We start from the raw sequence: 16,596 nt of genomic DNA, 5'->3' as shown, positions 1-16,596 counted from the left end.
GGGGGCTGACATGAATTTCGTGGCAAGTATAAAAAAGGGTATGCGGGGATGGTTAAAGGATTTGCGTAACCCACCAAATCTATTTCAAGAGCCGATCTGGAAGGTTCGCGTGGAGTTCCTTGTATTGACGCTGCTGTCTCCAATCCTGATCCCCCGCTATGTCATTGAGAAACGCATGGGTAAATGGAGAAGGCATCGCCGGATGCCACCCATCTTTCAGCTATTCGACCGCGAAGGAGGGTTCCAGCTGAGGGAGCTTGAGCAGTTGATTGCAGATGGCGCTGATGTGAACGCTCGGGAGCGAAAAGATGGAAAAACGCCACTTATTCTTGCTGTTATGCAGGACAGTCCATGGGAAGAAAATGGGCGAAGGTGGCTCGAGGTTTGTCGCGTGCTGCTCGAAGCTGGCGCAGATCCGGACGCGGATTACGACTGTGGCGAGATAAGGCGGTCACCTATCTATTTCGCCTATCTGGCGGGCAACGTGGAGCTGCTCGACCTGTTGTTGCAGGCAGGGGCCAATCCGCGTTCGAAGGCTTGGTTGCAGTTTGTCAATGCAGAGCCACGTCCCGATGCGTGGCTCGAACAGCAACGTCCGGAAATACGCGATCGCCTATGCAGATGGGAAACGGAACAAGAGGCCCTGCGTTTGGATGCGACTCTCCCTGGCGCAACGAAAGCCGTTCCTAATAGTAGGGCACGGCTATGAGGGTGATCCCATGAACCTGCAACTCACCTGCCTCTGCCGGGAGGACGTGTTCGCCGATGGGTTCGCCTTCGCAGAACTGCTGGAGGCGCCCTTGGCCGCGTTGCGCTGGGGTGGTGCGTGGTTGACCCAGTTGAAGCCCGGTGGGCCAGTGACCGAGGAGGCCATGCGGCGCTTCGCTATGGGCCAGGATTTCGATGGGCAGCAGCGGTTGTGCGAAGGCGAGGGCCACCACGCCCGGGCGGCGGGCTACCGCGTTTCGTTGCGCCTGCCCAAAGGGTTCGCGGCGTTACTGGACACCGACGGCGAGGAGAGGGCACGGCTACAGGCTGCCCACCGCCATGCGGTTGACCAGGCGCTGTCGTTCCTGCCGTTCCAGCGTGATCACCGGGTGCTCTTCGTTGCATCCGATCGGTTGGAGGATGACTGGACGCACCACTGGTTGTTCGCCATCGCATGCGCACCGAACGGAAAGTGGGAACGGCTTGCGCTGAGCTTGCGGTTGGCGGCCAGCGAGGACGCTTATACCCACGCCATGGGGGCCTTCATGGAAGCGTTGCTGGAGACCAAACGATTGGAGCGCTTCTTCCGCCCAGCCCCCGTGGGCCGACTGAGGCAGAGGCTGTGACGCTGACGTCCAAGCCTCCCTTGACGGCCGTGCTGCCGAAAGTGTCCCTTTCTTCAACCTTGCGCCAGGCATTGGCCGCACGCGCTAGAGCAGCCGGGTGAGCGAGAGCGAAGCCGTGCGCCAATGGCTCACCGCCTACCTGGCGCGCCCCCAACTGCTGCGCTCTCCCGTTGCCGGCCCCAGGGACGACCGCTTGCCGCCTATCCGGGCTTCCCGAGACCTGGCCGACCGCGTCCGCCGCGAGGCGCAGCGGCAGCACGTGAGCGTGGCGGAACTCATCCGTCGGGTGGTTGCGTTCCACGCGTTTTGAGGCGCAACTTGGCCACGCTCGGCGGGTGCCACTTGCCCTTCGCCAAGCGTTTCTGCACGAACGCGCGGTAAGCCTCGGGGGAGGGCGGCGACTTGCGTTTGTGCCGGCGCATGTTGCAGAGCCAGCAGGCGGCAGCGATGTTGCCTACCACGTCCTTGCCGCCCTCTTGCTGGGCCACCAGGTGCTCAGCGGTGCAACGGAGCGGCGTGGCCGTTTTGGCGCTCAGGCCGAACGGCCTTAGTTCATCGGGAGAGGCGTTCCACATCGGCAGGCTGCAATAGCAGCACCGGCCCTTCTGGGCGAGGAAAGCCTCGGTTCTCAACCGTTGGAGTTTGGGCATGCTTAGATCTCAAAAAACAGGAAAAACCATCCCGTCGTCGCTTGTGCGATCGAATCGGGAACCTGTTGCCTTGAGCTAAGCAGGCAATACGCCGGGGGCATTTCCCCTCGCGGCAAGGGAGTTATCGCGCCCCAGGGTGGTGGGTGTCAAGATGGGGCCCGTTCGGGTGGCCATGCTAGGAACGATGGGCTATAACCGTTGGATTCCCTACCGGAGCGCTCCTTTGGCCCTGACCACCCTGAAATCCCTCAACGCCGAAATCAAACAGCTCTAAGCCCAGAAGAAACTGGTGGAGAAGCGCGACGGCGAGGTGCCCAAAGCCCTGGCGGTCCTGCAGAAGTATGCGAAGGTCCTCAGTCCGGCCCAGCGGCGGCAGGTGGCCAAGCTCATCGGAGAAACGATCGACGCCAAGCCGGCGCACGCCGCCAATGCTGCCCCGGGACCCCGAAAGGGCCGCAAGCTGGGCAAGGTCGCGCCGAAGTATCGCCTCCCAACCGGTGAGACGTGGGCAGGTCGGGATTTGGCCCCCAAGGCCTTCACCGCGTGGGCCAAGTCCGCCGAGGGCAAGGCGTGGGCTCAGGCCAACCCCGGAGCGAAGTTCCCCCGGCCCATGGCGCATCGAAGAAGGCACCGGGCAAGGTGGTCAAGAAGGCGGGCAAGCCGGTGAAGAAGGCCGCCCAGAAGGCCGTCAAGAAACTTGCGAAGAAAGCCGTCGCCAAGAAGGCCGGCAAGAAGGCCTGATCATGCGCGGCCTGTGCCCCAAGAAGAAGAGCCGGCTCTCGCCGCAAGGCAAAGCCATCGCGGCCGCCCACGTGCTGCTGGACAGTGCCGAGGGCCGATTGGACGAGAAGGCCGCCGGCAGGCGCTTGCGCGAGGAAGTGGGCCTCCAATGGTCCTACCTGACTTGCATCCAATACCTGTCAGGGCAAGAAGCCTTGGCGGCCATTGAATCGCTGCCCAAAGGGTGGGAGGAAAACGGGCGCACCCAGGGGCACCTGTTTGGGGCTGCAGTCATGGCTGCGCACACGGTGGCCAACCTGCGTTCGGACGGCAGCTCGTTGTGCGCCAGCTACTTGGCCCAAGAGCTCAAAGGGAAAACCGTGGAGCAGTGGCTGGCCGAGAAATTCGACGTGTTCCGGGAAGAAGTCTGACACCGGATGCCCATGGGCCCCTGATGGTGGCCCGAAGAGCTTTGGTTACCGTGGGTGTGCCGTCGAGGCCATCTCACCCGGCAACGGGGGACGGGGGCGAGAATCCCCATTCAAGCGCAGATCACCGCGGTCACACGCGAAGGGCCTTGGTTCGTCTGGCTTGCTGTTGCATCTGGTCCTGCATGCGATCAAATCAGGATGCAGCGGTAAAGGCCTAAGTCTTGATATCGAAACTGATGGGTGAGGGTGTGGTGCGGCAGAGGGAATTGAAGCTAGCTGCTGCCTGCCATTGGCCTCAGCGGCTAAAGCTGATCGGGCGTAGATGTCCGCCGGAGGCTTTTTCTTGGCGCCTCATCCGCGATCGATTGCGCACCAGCGCCGCATCTACTCGGTTGATTTTAGAAGCGGCGGGGAAACTGTGTCGAACGGTCAACGTGCGGGAGTTGACCCATCGGTAACGTAGCGGCCAGTGTCGGATGATTCTTCCGAAAGATTGGCAAGGCTAACTGATGGAAATAGGCACATTGCCTGAACCGTTCAATCAACTCGACTTGGCTGGGGTAGAGCGCCGATGCAGGGGTACCTTTGGGTGGATTCATAGGCAAACGATCGGCAGATGACTTTCACGCCGATGTCACGCGGTTGCGGCGATCTTCACCCCCAAGCGGACAGGGGGCCGCTGAGCGCCAATGGCCCGGGCGCTATGACTTGCTGCCAACCCGTGGGACTGTAGGACCCCATCATGGAACTACTTTTGTCTCTTGCTATGGTTATCTTGGCTTCCGCAACTGGTCTGGCGCTGCTCCAGCTTGTAATCGCGCTCTTCAAGGCGCCGTCCTGCCGGGAATGGTTGCGCCGCAGGAGAGCGAGATGATGCGTTCGTTTCACTACGCCTACCAGAAGGCTCGCGCTTGGCACAGCTCCGTAGCGACATCGATTTGGGCCGGAGTCCGCTATTCGTTGACGGGCGACACCGGCTATTTCAAGTCGCACGGTGGCTGGCGTCTGTCTCGCGTGCACCGGGGGTCTGAATCGGCGGAGCAATGATCGCTTCGGCTGAGCCTGTCGGGCCGCCAAAGGATTTAAGCCCTACACAGCCCGCTCGGTTTGTTTCGCTTACAGATCGGCCGTTTGTGGTGCGTGGAGCCCATCTACCCGGACGGCCAGAATGACGGGCGGCGCGCAGGCGTTGCTCTCACCGCTGCCGCTGTCGGATACTGATCCTGTCCATCGTTCGTAGCTCGCAATTCGCGCCGCCCACGGAGCCACAAGAGGGACGAATCGATCAATCAGGCCAACAACGAGCAGCCCGATGATACGTAGCAAGCTTGCTCACAGACGCGTTCTCGCCGAGGGCGGACCGATTCTGGTGTGGTTGACCTCGTTTAAAAATCATTACGTATTTACCGCCAGTGGCATCGGATTGTCTGGAAAATACGGTGTGGAGCTACGGCAGGACACGAAAGCAAGTCGGAGAGCCCTCCAAGCGCGCTTTGCGGGGTCGAAGTTTCACGAAGTGTTCGTGAGCGATGTGCCAGCTTCGGTGATCAGTGTCAACCGGTCTCTGACGTCGGCTGGGCCGCGAGACGGGATATTCTTCCTCTGCAACACAGAGGTCGTCCAAGCCGCGGTTCTCGCGCACCTCGGGGCCGTGATCCCTAGCGAGGTCATCGCTCTTGCAGCCAACTTGAGTCGGGGACGGGGCTAGCCATGGTGCACTCTTAAAGGTTCAGGAATAGCGCAACTGAAAACTGAAATTCAAGCTGGCCTGCGTTTTGTACACAGCTGATCCACGTTGGCCGGCTTGCACTGGTGCCGAGTGAAAGGTAGCCCGTAATGTCTAAGTGTGCGGTGGTGTTCGTAAGCGCGGCTGTGGAAGAGATCGGTGAGGAGCGCTTGCCCGAAGTCATGCGTGCAGGCCGAGAGTTCAATGCCAAGTGCGGCTCGCGTGCAGTTGTATGCTTCGACGGCAGCAGGTTTTTAACGTATTTGGAAGGCACAGCGAGTGCGGTGGCTGCGAGCTCCGTTTACACCCAGTCCTTCACCCTGCATACCGAAATCGTTGAGCTGGCGCGGGGATCCATCCAGCAGTTGCGGTTCCCTGCGCATGCATTGCTCTTCCTGCGGATTTCAGAAGCCGAGCTCAAAGCACTGATGAGGTCGAACTGGGTGAATTTCTCCCAACGCTTCGGAGGGAAATTCATCCCAGAAACGGGGATGGAGCGGCTTGCCGCATTGGTCGGCAATCGTCTCGATGACGTTCCGCAGTGATGGGTAACGGATTTCCTCTGTAGGCCGCCCGATTCACGTTGCACAGTGGAAGCAGGGGAGTCATGAATTTGAGGCATTCGACAGGGGCATGCCATGCGGTTGGAATTTACTCACAGCCACATCTACCCAGGGGCCACCGCGTCCCTGACAGGCGAGCAGGCTGAACTGGGCGAGAGAACCACCTGCTTGGTCGAGCTCAGTGACGGCGTGGTCCTCTCGACCAGCTGTCTGATTCAAGGGGGGGAGATCATGCTATTCATGCCGGACTACCTGACCGCCCGTGGGGCAAAGATTCCGGCGAAGGACTGGGTGCTGCGGAAGGATCTGGAAACAGGCGCCTGGAAGGCAAAATCAAAGGTTGCCGTGTAGCACTTGCTGCTCTTCCCGACCCGTCAGGTTGTTGGGTCTGAAGCAATCTTAGGAGCGTGTCATGCCAAACCGTGCGGTGGTTTTTGTGAGTGAGGCCAGCCCCTACCTTAGCCTTGGGCGGCTGGTTGAGTTGATAGCCGACGCGGAGCGGTTCAACAGACAGGCCGGCGTGACCGGGGTGACCTTGTGCGACGGGGCCCGGTTCCTGTCCTACCTGGAGGGTCCACCGGATGGCCTTCGCGTTGCCTACGCCAGGGCATCCGAAGTGCGCAGCCACCTGAACTTCATCGAGTTGGCACGCGGGCGTGTCTCGCAACGTCGGCTGCCGCGGTGGCCTATGCGGCTGTTTTTGGCCAAGGAGGGCCAGCTGCAGAGCATCGCGATGGCAGACTGGGCCAGCTTCTCTCAGCGGGGCGATGCGGACGCAATGAATTCAACGGCGATGGATCTCCTTGTGCGCTTTGCCGAAAGCAGAAGTCGTCCCAACTAGCTTGAACCAGCTGCTGACCGTGTGGAAAATTTGACCCGACCTTGTGGAACGGCAATCCACATGAACGTTCTCTTCGTGGACATTGAAACCTCCATCTGTGAGTTGGTTGGAGTCGAACTAAGAGAGCTCGGCTATGACGTCGAATGCTTGGAATTCAGCTCAGGAGCCTTGCGCGCAGCGCAAGCGGGGCACGTCGACGTCGTCATTCTGGATGTGCCCGCCAGCCCTGACGCCCGGCGCAGTGCATACAAGTTGGCAGACGAACTTCGGCGCGATGGCATCGCTTTCTTCTTTACCTCCACGCTTCATCCGAACGATGTGATCAGCCGGCACCGGGATCGGGGTGTTTTGTCCAAGCCCTACGGCGTCAAACAGATCGATTCCTGGATCGAGGCGCTTGGCAAAGATTGCAGAGGCGAACCGGCAGGCGCGCACGTGCGCTAGCTGACTGGCAACATGCATCCGCCCTTTGGAGTGCATTGGACCGCAAGCCTTCCTCTTTACAGTGGATACGCTGGAAGCGAACGTCGCTGCTGCCCATCAATGCGCGCTACTTGCATGATCAGAAGCACTGTCGTTCAGCACCGTCACTTTCAAGACGGCGACCAGATCGTTGTCCTGCAGACAGCGTTCAAGAACTGGCTCCTGAATACGTCGTTCGCCATTGGATTTCCCGACTCCAGCAATCGGCCGCTTTCTGATCGAGCGGAGCAGGCCAAGCGCGCGCTGTTGGCCACGGCGAGCGAGATCAAAGGCCACAGTTACCAGGAGGCCTTCGTCAGGTCTCCTTTCGCCGCGCTTATCTCCATTCATAGCGCGTTGAGTGCTTCAAGCCACGGCGACGCCGTGTTCTTCCTGTGCGCCGACGAAGCCACGTCGGAAGCATCTCCAAAAAACTGATGCTGGCATTCGCCATAACGACCAGCATGACCTTGGCGTTGGGCATCTTCACTATTGTCCGCGCGTCACATTCGAAGCAGGAGTTGTCCAGGATTGAGTCCGTCTGGGCGCCTGGCAGCTATGCCATCGGAGAGATGCGTGCGCAGTTCGGCGATCTCCGCATCTACGAAACCTCCCAGGTCAGCGAAGCCACTTCCGCTGAGGCCGTCAAGCAATACGAACAGCGGATCGTGGCGGGCAAGGCCAAGATCAACGAGCTGGTGAAGCAATACCTGCGGTCCTTCGCCGATGGCGAAGATGCCGCGTTGTTCAAGCCGGTCAGCGCTGCGTTGAGCGATTACTTTGTCATCCACGATCAGCTTCACGCTGCGCTCCTCGCTGGCGATGCCGAGGCCGCGCAGACGATCTCGGTGACAGAATCCAGGGCAAAGCGCGTGGCGCTATTCGACGCCATGGATAAAGTCAGCGAATACAGCCTTCGCGGCATGAAGGCTGAACTCGCAACCAACGCAGCAAGCCTCAACAACCTGATGTCGATCACAGGCTTGGTCTTGGCGGTGCTGTACTTGGTCGCAAGCGTGCTGGGGTGGGCGATCAGCCGTTCGGTCACCCGGCCCATTGGTGAGGCGTTGCCCGCTATCCGCAGCGTGGCCAATGGCGACCTCAACGTGCGAACCGACTACCAGAGCCGCGATGAGGCGGGCCAGATGCTGCTCTCCCTCCGTCAAATGGTTGCCACCTTGGAGCGTTTTTCGAACGACACCAAGATCATGGTCAAGCTTCACGAGGCCGAAGACATCTCGCACCGGATTCCGGAGGACCTGCCCGGTGTCTACGGCGAGCTGGCCAAGGGCATGAACACAATGGTGTTCGAGCACCTTGAGGCCATCCTGGATGCCATCCAAGTGCTCAACGAGTATGCGGCCGGTGACCTGCGGCGTGACGCGCGACGCCTGCCCGGCTCCCGGGCGTGCTCCACGAATCGATGGACGCTGCCAAAGCAAGTCTGCTGGCGATCAACACGGAGATCAAGCGGTTGGCAGTGTCGGCTGCCGACGGCGACTTCTCCGCCCGCGGTAACACGTCTGCGTTCCAGCACGACTTTGAATTGATGGTTTCGGACCTCAACCGTCTGATGGAGACAGCTGACCACAGCCTCAGCGCCGTCTCCACCTTGCTTCAGGCCATTGCCTCTGGCGACTTGACCCACCGCATGGAAGGCGACTTCCGCGGCGTCTTTGCGACGATGAGCGAAGACGCTAACGCGACCGTGGCTCAGCTGACCGATATCGTCTCCCGCATCCAGCAGGCATCCACGGCAATCAATACCGCGTCGACGGAAATTGCCGCGGGCAATGGCGACTTGTCGCGACGCACCGAACAACAAGCGGCCAACTTGGAAGAGACGGCGGCGTCCATGGAGGAGCTTACCTCCACCGTGCACCAAAACGCTGAGCATGCACGCCAGGCCAGCGAGTTGGCCAGTGGGGCCTCGCGCGTGGCCGGGCAGGGCGGTGGAGTGGTCGGGAAAGTAGTGGAGACGATGGGGGGTATCGAAGCCTCGTCGCGCCGCATCGGGGACATCATCTCCGTGATCGTTGGCATTGCTTTCCAGACCAACATCCTCGCACTCAATGCGGCCGTGGAGGCGGCTCGAGCCGGGGACCAGGGTCGAGGGTTCGCCGTGGTGGCCTCCGAGGTGCGCACGTTGGCACAGTGCTCTGCCTCTGCAGCCAAGGAGATCAAGGGGCTAATCGAGGACTCTGTGGCCAAGGTCGCTCAAGGATCGGCGCTGGTTGACCAGGCTGGCCAGACGATGTCTGAGATTGTCAGCTCGGTTGAGCGCGTGTCCAACGTCATTGGTGAGATATCTGCCGCCTCTCAGGAGCAGGCGTCGGGCATCGAGCAAGTGAACCAGGCTGTTTCTCAGATGGACGAAACGACCCAGCAGAACGCCGCGTTGGTGGAAGAAGCGACCGCCGCTGCCCGATCCATGGAAGACCAGTCGGTACAGCTGGCAACCGCCGGCGCGGTCTTCAAGGTGAATGAACGCGCGCAGGGAAAGACGCCAGCCACGGCCAGTGCAAGCTTGGCCAAGCCAGGTGCTGTGGACGGCTCCCGCCTTTCTCAAACCGCCTACGCGGGCAAGCCAACCCCGCCGAAGGCATTGCCAGCTCGTCCCGCACGGCAGGTATCTGCGGACGCAGCGCACTGGCAGGAGTTCTAACCGCCCTTCCAAGGCCAGTGCGAACGCATGGTCGCTCGCAGGGCATGGTTGACCGAAGTTGCCGCTGAAGTCACCGTGGGTGAGGCCGCCTGGATGGCGGCCTCAGACCCGCAAGCGCGCCGAAAGCTCGGCGCCTTGCGCCGTGAGGCGGCGAGGCGGCAATGGCATTGGCCGAGGTTACGGCCGCCCGATGGCCGCTCCGCTTTGGCAGTTCAGCGGCTCGGAGACGGGGGAATGCCAGCCAATGGTTCCCTCAGGATGCCCAGCCATGGCTCGACGATCTCCTCGAACGCGAAGACATGGTCCCGGTGCTGGTCCATCCCTTGGAGGTAGTGCCGAATGCTGCGCTCAAACTCGTCTGCGACGTTGGCGTTGCCGGCGTTCGTGCGAAGCAGGAGCACTGTGGCGGCTTCCAGCGCCGCAACACGTATATGCATGCGATTCATTGCTTCTTGAAGACGCAAAAATGCGTCCCTGACCTCGTCGTTCACCAAGCCCTCCGCGAGCAGGCACATCAACACAGAAGAGGATCAGTGGCTGCTGCTTGAGCCCGGGATCGTCAGGCGAGCACGGTTGGCGGCGATCAGAAGGGCATTGCCAATTCGCTCCGCTTGCGTCGGAGTCATCGTCGAGCCGCACATGGTCGAGTCACCGGCCGCGTTGCGAACTTGGTAAAGCCCGAGTGCAACCACTGCTGTTTCGGCGTCAATGCCGACTTCAAACCTGTCCAGTGGGAACCACGTTGCTCCGTCGAATTTCTCCATCGAGCGCCCCATGCACGGAATCGCGTTGTCAGCCAGAGATTACCGCAAAGCGTGGAACTTGGAACGCGCGCGAATCGGTTGCAACTGAAAGCGGCAGCACCGTGCAGCATTGGGCAATCAACCTGAATCGATCTCCAGCCGTTGCTGAATGGATAGGGCACGACCAGGGTCAATGACGGCGACGCGTTTGCCGTTCCCCAGCTGCACGCCCTGCGGGCAGAGCTCAGCGAATCGGTCGCTGTGAGCGGCAGGCTCGGCACGCCAGGCAGACAGGCTCTCGATGACCAAGACTTCGTCCACTGCAAGGGCGAACAGCTGAACCGCGGATTGAACCAACAGCATTGCTGGACAACCCGTCCCGACTGCATCGCCTCCGGTGATCAAGCCCAGATCAACCACAGGGACGTCTTGCCCTCTGATCGAGACTACAAACTGGCGGTCCCGGGTTCGGGTCAGCGTCTCTGGTCCGCGTATTTCCACGGCCGACTCGACATCCACACCGAACAAATCGCAGCCCACACGCACAATCACCAGCTCCAGCAATGGCTCTGATGAGGCCTGCAGAAATGGATCATAAGGCAGGGGAACGGTCATGGTTTCTGTGGGCAAAGACCAAAGGGCGATCGCATCATGCCCTTAATGTGTCCACCGTGGCAATTCATGCCCTAGGAAATCCGAGGCGTTCAGATTGGCAGGCCAAGGGCCTCACTCTGACAAGACCTGCCCGTCGTCCGAAGACGATGGGTTAGCGGTGGCTGTAGCGTTCGTGCCGGCCATTCGCTTCATGAACTCTTCCAACCTCATCCGGCTCACCGCTTGGTGGTTCTGGCAGTGTGGGCACACCATCACACCGGCGCCTTCCAAGTCCGTCAGGCCCTCGCCCGGTGCTAGCAGCGAGGTGAGACCACAGCTGCTACAAGTGGCCTCAACAGCATGCAGACGCGCCAGAGCGCCGTCGGAGGTCAGTTCTCCATTGACAAAGCGAAGCAAAAAAAAAACCGGTTTAGCCACGGGTAGGGTCCTGAAATAGGCCAGAGGCAGTCAGCGGCCTCAGCGATCTCGCAGACTTCCTGAAAGCGATACGCACGCTGCAGGATCCTTCCGCGTGCTTCCATCCGGGACGGTTCGTCGGCTGGAAGACCGAGTATCAAACTCCCTCGGGTCAGGGCGCAAGGAGCTCGGCCAACTCAATGGCGCTGATGGGTCTGGAAAGCGCGAAACCTTGAATTTCGTCACACCCAAGGCCTTGGAGCTTGGCGACCTGACCGTTCGTCTCGGCTCCTTCAGCGACGGTCGAGTAGCCCAGATCATGGGCCAGACCGACGATCGCTTGGACCTTGAGCAACGCGCGTTGGTCTTCGGAAATATCGTCTATCAGCGACTTGTCGAGCTTGAGCGTGTGAATGGGCAACTCGGTCAGGTATCCGAAATTGCTGTAGCCGCTGCCGAAGTCATCCACCGCGAGCCGAATGCCTGACGAGGCCATCCGCTTGAGTTGCTCGCCCGGCAGCGAGTTGACCCGCAGCCATTCTCCCTCGGTGATCTCGACCTCCACGTCCTGGCAATCCAACCCCTGCGCGTGGATTTTGGCCACGAGTTCATCGGCCATTCCTTGCCGCGCGACATTCCGAGCGGAGAGGTTGATGGAAAGGCTCAACGCAAGGCCAGCACGCTTCCATTGCGCCAATTGTGCCAATCCTAGGCGCAAGCGAGCGGCCCCTGGGGGCACTGGTGGCCGCGGCCACCCAGTCGCGTTACTCAATCTCCCCCGATTGGCAGCAGGAGCAGATTTATCGCCAAGGGGACATGGCCGAGCTCAAGGCCACTGGGGGCAACTGGCGTCAACAGCTGATCCACCCCGAGGACAGGCCCGCGGTGGAATTGGCCATTGCTCATGCCCCGGAGTTGGCGTCGCCGTTGGAGGTAGAACACCGCGCCTTGTTGCCAGACGGCTCCGTCCGCTGGATACAGTTGCGGGCAGTCCCGTTGATGGACAGCGAAGGCAACGTGAGCGAGTGGTTCGGTGCAGCCTCCGGCATCACCGATCGCCGCGTGGCTCAAGAGCGTTTGCAGCAGTTGACCGCAACGCTTGAAGAGCGGGTGCAGGCCGGCACTGACGAACTGATGGCGATGGAGGAACGGCTGAGACAGGGCCAGAAGATGGAGTCCCCCGGCCAACTGGCCAGCGGCATTGCCCACGACTTCAACAACATGCTCACCGGGGTCTCCATGGGCTTGGAGCTGTTGGAGATGCGCGTTGGCCAAGGCCGTTTGGAGGACCTGGGTCGCTACGTGGAGATGGCTCGAACGGGGGCCGACCGAGCTGCAGCGTTAACCCAACGACTGTTGGCGTTCTTTCGCCGGCGGACGTTGGCACCGTCGGCCATCCACGTGTCGGCCATGGTGAACAGGACGCTCCACATCCTGGCCCGCTCCATCGGGCCCTCCATTGAGATCGAGACGCGGTCGGATCAAGTGGAGGACGTCGTGCGGGTGGATGCTCCGCAGCTGGAAAACGCCCTTCTCAACCTGTGCATCAACGAGCGCGATGCGACGCCGGATGGAGGGCGCATCTCGATTGAGGCCGAGCTCTCACACGTCGATGGCGGACTGGCGGAGCGTTTGGTGCTGACGCCTGGACCCTATGTTCGCTTGTCGGTCCGAGACACGGGAACCGGCATGGACGCGAGCGTTGTTGAAAAGGTGTTCGAGCCCTTCTTCACGACCAAGCCGATCGGGTAGGGCACGGGGTGGGGCTTGCCGATCTACGTATTCACGCGCCAATCCGGCGGTCAGGTGGCGGTTGACTCCATCCCTGGGGTGGGAACCACGATGCACCTTTATTTGCCGCAAAGCACGGCTGATACCGATGACCGAATCCAGGAAACGCCCGCGCTTCCCCCAGCCACGTCGCCTGGTCGCTCGGTCCTTCTGGTAGAAGACGAGACCGCCATGCGCACGCTGGTGAAAGAGGTGCTGAGCAGTTTGGGCCACCGCGTGAAGGCGGCTGCAAACGGCAGCGACGCCCTCACTGTGCATGCCAGCGAAAAGCACTTTGATTTGCTGATTACGGACGTGGGCCTGACGGGCTCGCTCAATGGGCGGCAGGTGGCGGACGCGGGCCGGCAGCGCCGTCCGACACGCCGGTGTTATTCATCACCGGCTATGCAGCAAGCGTCGCGGTAGGAGCCGGCCAGCTTGAGTCTGGCATGGAGATACTCACCAAGCCGTTCGCCGCGGGGGAGTTGGAAAGAAGAGTGACCGAGTTGTTGCTGGAAGCCGTCAAAGCGTCGAACGAACCGTTCCCAGCAACTCCAGCAGCGTGAAAGCTTCTTGAGCAGCATAACGTCGTTTTCGAGGAAGTGTGGGTCTGCGCCGGAAACGCCCCCGTGACCGGTGACCAGCAGGACCGTCACGGAAGGGTGGCGTGCCATGGCGTGCTTGGCGAGATCGTGCCCGTTCATCCCCGGCAGGCCCACGTCGGAGATGAGGAGATCGAAGGCGGGTTGCTGTGCCAAGCGCTCCACAGCCGCTTCAGCGTCTCCGACCGCAGTGATGTCATAGCCGCTGTCTTTGAGAACGTCCTGCATCGATTCGCGGATGGCGACGTCGTGCTCTACAAGAAGGATGCGAGGGTACGAGAGGCAGTCATAGCAAACCTGGTTGATCAAAAATTCGAGGAATCATGCAGGACGGGGAGTAAAGCGCTGGTGCATCCCTGTGATGACGGCAATCACGGGAAGGCGAGGGCGCCGTCGCGCCTTGACGCGGTTTTGCCGCGAGGGCTGGATACTCAATCCCCACCCCCTCCCGCCTGGACACTCCCACTATGGCCCGATCCGCCCCCGATTTGCCGGCAGCGTCGCCCCACGCCCTTCGCGTCGAAATCATGCCGCTGGAGTGCGGTGATACCGCGGTGATCGTCGAATTTGAATCCGAACCGCCCGCGTCGTGGCGAGCTCTTCTGACGAAGAAGTTGGCAGACGTGGAGGGGCTTGAGCTGGCATCCGCCCAGTTTGAGGGGCGGGTTCTCTACGTGCTGGGTGCGGAGGGGGGTAGGGGAGGAAGCGTCCACAGGGTGAGTCAATTGTTGCGGTCTCTTCCCGGACGTCCTGGGGGCTCAAACCTGCTGGATGAGCCTGTGAGCCGGGGCGTCCCGGGGCCGGAGCAGGCTCTAGCGACGCACGCCTGAGCGCGTTGTTCAAAAGACGAGTTAAACGCCCGGCCGGAAGATAGGCCGAGCTCGGTTCGATGGCGCTAGCATCGCAGATTGATCACGCAAGGCAGCTATGTACGTTGAGGTATACCACCGGGTGGGATTTTGGGCCCGGATCACCGGGGCGGAAGGTTGGCGCTGGCGGCTGGTGGCGCCACGCGGGCATGTTTTGATGGCTCCCCGGGAGACGTTCGCCAGTCGGCAGGCGTGCTTGGCGGCCTTGGCTCTGCTGCAGATCGGGCCCATTTCAGCGGTGGAGTCGGCCGGAGATGCCCCGAACGCGGTGGGCGCGGCCCCCTCACTATGTCCCGCCCTTTCAACGCCATGACGGCCACCCCAGGTTGGGCAGGTCACGGTCACATCGCCGGCATCCAATGAGGACTGGGTCTGATCCATCGGGGGGCATTTCGCTTGAGTGTGACTCCCCGCGTCGCAGGAAGGCGATCAGTTGAGGCCAGCGGCGTTCGCGTGCACACTGCTTTTGAACAGTCAGGGTTCGAGGGCCATGGGTACTTCCAAGCCGGGCAAAGATTTAGAACGGGTCACCTTGTCGGTGGGAGAGCACGTTTACACCTCCGAGATCTGGCGGCTCAGTGAAAGCCGTTGGGTTCTTCTCGCTGTCGAGGTCCATGGCGTGGGAGGGCGCTCGGATTTGAGCATCAAAGCGTCGTCGTGCCTCCATGCGTTGGACGCGGGAGAGCGGATTGCGTCTGAGATTCTCAACAACCCCTATGGCTGAATTGGCGTTGGAAGGTTCAATCGACTGAATGGATCCCAAGGACGGCAGATGAGCATTTTGAACGTGTTGCTGAGTGCCGATCACTTGGCTGTGACCGTCGATACCCTTGCGCAAGATGCTCAAACCGGGGCGCACTCAGAGGGCGCCAAGTTGCTTCTGCTGCCTCAGCACAACGCCGTCTTGGCCACGCGTGGGTCGGCCCAGTTCTTCCTAAGAATCTACGAGCTCTGTCTCCAAGCCAGTTTTCGAGCAGACTTCACGATAGAGCGGCTGTCCGGCGAGCTTGGCGGCGTGATTGATCGCCTCTGGCCAAACTACGTGAGCGCGGCGGCAGCCGCTGGCATACCCATCAGCGCTATGCACACCGAGTTGGTTTTGGGCGGCTGGTCGGCGCACGCCCAGCGCATGGTTGCCACCGCTTATGCAAAGTCCGAAGATGGCCGTCCCGCCGTGGTCCAAGCGCTGGTGGGAGGCTTGGCGTCGCCAGGAGAGCCCTTGCGGAATCAGCCAGCAGGCATGGGACGGGCGGAGTTGATGGCAGCAGGACGCTTGCAAGCCGCTTACCTCAACGGCGACAGCGAGCGGCCATTAGCGGGCGGTCGTCTGTTGGCAGCAATTCTCTCAAAGGGCCAAGCAACCGTTCTCGATCTGGGAGGTCTCTAGGGGGCAGGGCAAAGCGTCGATTTGCTCGGCCACGGACCTCAGTCCATGACGCAAGCCAAGCAGAAAGTCTGCATTGGAGCGTTGGCTGGGGAGGCACATGGATGTCGACGATCATGGGCATCAGGTGGGCCCATGCAAGGCGCACCGCGGTGGGATTGGCAGAACTGGCCACCAAAGCCCTGACCGCATACTCCAAGGCATTGGTTTCGCCCTCAGCGTTGGGCAGGCGCCTCTCGCACTCGCTCAGGCGGAGCTCCAACTTGACCAACGCCTCCGTCTCAGCCTTGTGCATACCCCTCCTCCATTGGCTGGCCACCGAATCGCGGTCTGGCAGCAGGGTGGCCCCAAGCTCAAGCGTTGGAAACCGGTGAGCGTTCCGCTTGACTGCACCGTCAATCGGCCCTTTCGGGCCAGCACACAGCGGTCCACTCTTCAATCAAGACTCGCCATGCGCGGGTGGTTAGGTTGGGGGCAAAGCTTTTCCAACCTCGCGCGTGCCACCGCCTAGCGGTTGTCACAGAGCGGGCAAGTGAGCACGGCGGCGCCGTCCAAGTCCAGCAGGCCATGCCCTGGAACCAATCGCAGTTGGCGGCCGCATTCCAGACAAGCGCAACTGATCCGCGTGACCTGCAAGAGCGAGCCGTCGGCCCGCCGCACACCCTCAACCTGATCGATGAAGAAACGTCCAATGTTGGGCATGAAGATGAACAAAAAGCTGAACAGAGCGGAATGCATATGATGCACCGCGACAACCCCACCGGAACCAGATGAGACAATTGGATTCTGAAGAATTCATCTACGGGGTCGTCCGCGCAGTCCGCA

Annotated in this window: 19 protein-coding genes and 1 pseudogene; 14 read left to right on the top strand and 6 right to left on the bottom strand. The window is 61.1% G+C overall.

Annotated elements, in window-relative coordinates:
• Positions 1 to 10 precede the first annotated feature (10 nt).
• The gene (locus A7X97_RS17610) at positions 11 to 709 is read left to right on the top strand and encodes an ankyrin repeat domain-containing protein (RefSeq protein ID WP_181503448.1); all 699 of its coding nucleotides are present in this window, start codon (positions 11 to 13) and stop codon (positions 707 to 709) included.
• 10 nt (positions 710 to 719) lie between these two features.
• A complete protein-coding gene (locus A7X97_RS17605; RefSeq protein WP_157805966.1) occupies positions 720 to 1,334 on the top strand; it encodes a relaxase domain-containing protein in 615 nt (204 codons plus the stop codon).
• Positions 1,335 to 1,609: 275 nt separating this feature from the next.
• Here A7X97_RS17605 and A7X97_RS17595 read toward each other — a convergent pair whose 3' ends face one another.
• Entirely contained in the window at positions 1,610 to 1,984 is a 375-nt protein-coding gene (locus A7X97_RS17595; protein WP_082783308.1) for an HNH endonuclease, read from the bottom strand.
• Positions 1,985 to 2,727: 743 nt separating this feature from the next.
• Here A7X97_RS17595 and A7X97_RS17585 point away from each other — a divergent pair.
• The 7 genes and pseudogenes from A7X97_RS17585 (at position 2,728) to A7X97_RS22270 (ending at position 9,392) form a co-directional block, all read left to right on the top strand.
• Complete coding sequence (locus tag A7X97_RS17585) at positions 2,728 to 3,135, top strand: hypothetical protein (protein ID WP_061478942.1); 408 nt, start codon at positions 2,728 to 2,730, stop codon at positions 3,133 to 3,135.
• Positions 3,136 to 4,971: 1,836 nt separating this feature from the next.
• Positions 4,972 to 5,406 (top strand): BLUF domain-containing protein, encoded by a 435-nt coding sequence (locus tag A7X97_RS17570; protein WP_006375649.1) that lies wholly within the window; start codon positions 4,972 to 4,974, stop codon positions 5,404 to 5,406.
• A 93-nt stretch (positions 5,407 to 5,499) separates the two neighbouring features.
• Positions 5,500 to 5,775, top strand: a complete 276-nt coding sequence (locus A7X97_RS17565) for a hypothetical protein (RefSeq protein WP_049452609.1) — start codon at positions 5,500 to 5,502, stop codon at positions 5,773 to 5,775.
• Between the two features lie 61 nt (positions 5,776 to 5,836).
• Positions 5,837 to 6,265: a BLUF domain-containing protein gene (locus A7X97_RS17560; protein WP_061478940.1), complete on the top strand. Its 429-nt coding sequence runs from the start codon at positions 5,837 to 5,839 to the stop codon at positions 6,263 to 6,265.
• A 60-nt stretch (positions 6,266 to 6,325) separates the two neighbouring features.
• Entirely contained in the window at positions 6,326 to 6,709 is a 384-nt protein-coding gene (locus tag A7X97_RS17555) for a response regulator (protein WP_046429004.1), read from the top strand.
• A gap of 114 nt (positions 6,710 to 6,823) precedes the next feature.
• Positions 6,824 to 7,165, top strand: a complete 342-nt coding sequence (locus A7X97_RS17550) for a hypothetical protein (RefSeq protein WP_125892003.1) — start codon at positions 6,824 to 6,826, stop codon at positions 7,163 to 7,165.
• Positions 7,165 to 9,392, top strand: a pseudogene (locus tag A7X97_RS22270) (methyl-accepting chemotaxis protein). The gene A7X97_RS17550 and the pseudogene A7X97_RS22270 overlap by 1 nt, the downstream one beginning before the upstream one ends.
• 212 nt (positions 9,393 to 9,604) lie before the next feature.
• Here the strand turns inward: A7X97_RS22270 and A7X97_RS17540 are convergent.
• The 4 genes from A7X97_RS17540 to A7X97_RS17520 all read right to left on the bottom strand — a co-directional run bounded on the left by A7X97_RS17540 (position 9,605) and on the right by A7X97_RS17520 (position 11,843).
• Positions 9,605 to 9,883 carry a hypothetical protein gene (locus tag A7X97_RS17540; protein ID WP_125892001.1) on the bottom strand — a complete coding sequence of 93 codons (279 nt, stop codon included), beginning with the start codon at positions 9,881 to 9,883 and terminating at the stop codon, positions 9,605 to 9,607.
• 39 nt (positions 9,884 to 9,922) lie between these two features.
• Positions 9,923 to 10,156, bottom strand: coding sequence for a hypothetical protein (locus tag A7X97_RS17535; protein ID WP_125892000.1), 234 nt, complete (start codon positions 10,154 to 10,156; stop codon positions 9,923 to 9,925).
• 117 nt (positions 10,157 to 10,273) lie between these two features.
• Entirely contained in the window at positions 10,274 to 10,750 is a 477-nt protein-coding gene (locus A7X97_RS17530) for a chemotaxis protein CheW (RefSeq protein WP_046272126.1), read from the bottom strand.
• 568 nt (positions 10,751 to 11,318) lie between these two features.
• Positions 11,319 to 11,843, bottom strand: coding sequence for an EAL domain-containing protein (locus A7X97_RS17520; protein ID WP_235649995.1), 525 nt, complete (start codon positions 11,841 to 11,843; stop codon positions 11,319 to 11,321).
• 44 nt (positions 11,844 to 11,887) lie between these two features.
• Here A7X97_RS17520 and A7X97_RS17515 point away from each other — a divergent pair, with 44 nt between their 5' ends.
• Together A7X97_RS17515 and A7X97_RS17510 are read left to right on the top strand one after the other, a co-directional pair.
• Positions 11,888 to 12,898 (top strand): sensor histidine kinase, encoded by a 1,011-nt coding sequence (locus tag A7X97_RS17515; RefSeq protein ID WP_082783306.1) that lies wholly within the window; start codon positions 11,888 to 11,890, stop codon positions 12,896 to 12,898.
• A gap of 15 nt (positions 12,899 to 12,913) precedes the next feature.
• Positions 12,914 to 13,342 (top strand): response regulator, encoded by a 429-nt coding sequence (locus tag A7X97_RS17510; RefSeq protein WP_065427813.1) that lies wholly within the window; start codon positions 12,914 to 12,916, stop codon positions 13,340 to 13,342.
• Here A7X97_RS17510 and A7X97_RS17505 read toward each other — a convergent pair.
• On the bottom strand, positions 13,306 to 13,827 hold the full coding sequence (locus A7X97_RS17505) for a response regulator (protein WP_061478936.1): 522 nt from the start codon (positions 13,825 to 13,827) through the stop codon (positions 13,306 to 13,308). The genes A7X97_RS17510 and A7X97_RS17505 overlap by 37 nt on opposite strands.
• 1,050 nt (positions 13,828 to 14,877) lie before the next feature.
• On the opposite strand from A7X97_RS17505, the gene A7X97_RS17495 reads away from it, so the two are divergent.
• The 3 genes from A7X97_RS17495 to A7X97_RS21950 all read left to right on the top strand — a co-directional run bounded on the left by A7X97_RS17495 (position 14,878) and on the right by A7X97_RS21950 (position 16,545).
• A complete protein-coding gene (locus A7X97_RS17495; protein WP_106468504.1) occupies positions 14,878 to 15,111 on the top strand; it encodes a hypothetical protein in 234 nt (77 codons plus the stop codon).
• Between the two features lie 48 nt (positions 15,112 to 15,159).
• On the top strand, positions 15,160 to 15,774 hold the full coding sequence (locus tag A7X97_RS17490; protein ID WP_032971128.1) for a hypothetical protein: 615 nt from the start codon (positions 15,160 to 15,162) through the stop codon (positions 15,772 to 15,774).
• A 564-nt stretch (positions 15,775 to 16,338) separates the two neighbouring features.
• Entirely contained in the window at positions 16,339 to 16,545 is a 207-nt protein-coding gene (locus tag A7X97_RS21950; RefSeq protein WP_153643642.1) for a hypothetical protein, read from the top strand.
• Positions 16,546 to 16,596: the final 51 nt, after the last annotated feature.

Source organism: Stenotrophomonas sepilia (assembly GCF_003244875.1).
Classification (GTDB): domain Bacteria; phylum Pseudomonadota; class Gammaproteobacteria; order Xanthomonadales; family Xanthomonadaceae; genus Stenotrophomonas; species Stenotrophomonas sepilia.
Note: the sequence above shows the minus strand (reverse complement) of the source record. Positions and strands in the feature narration are given on the sequence as shown.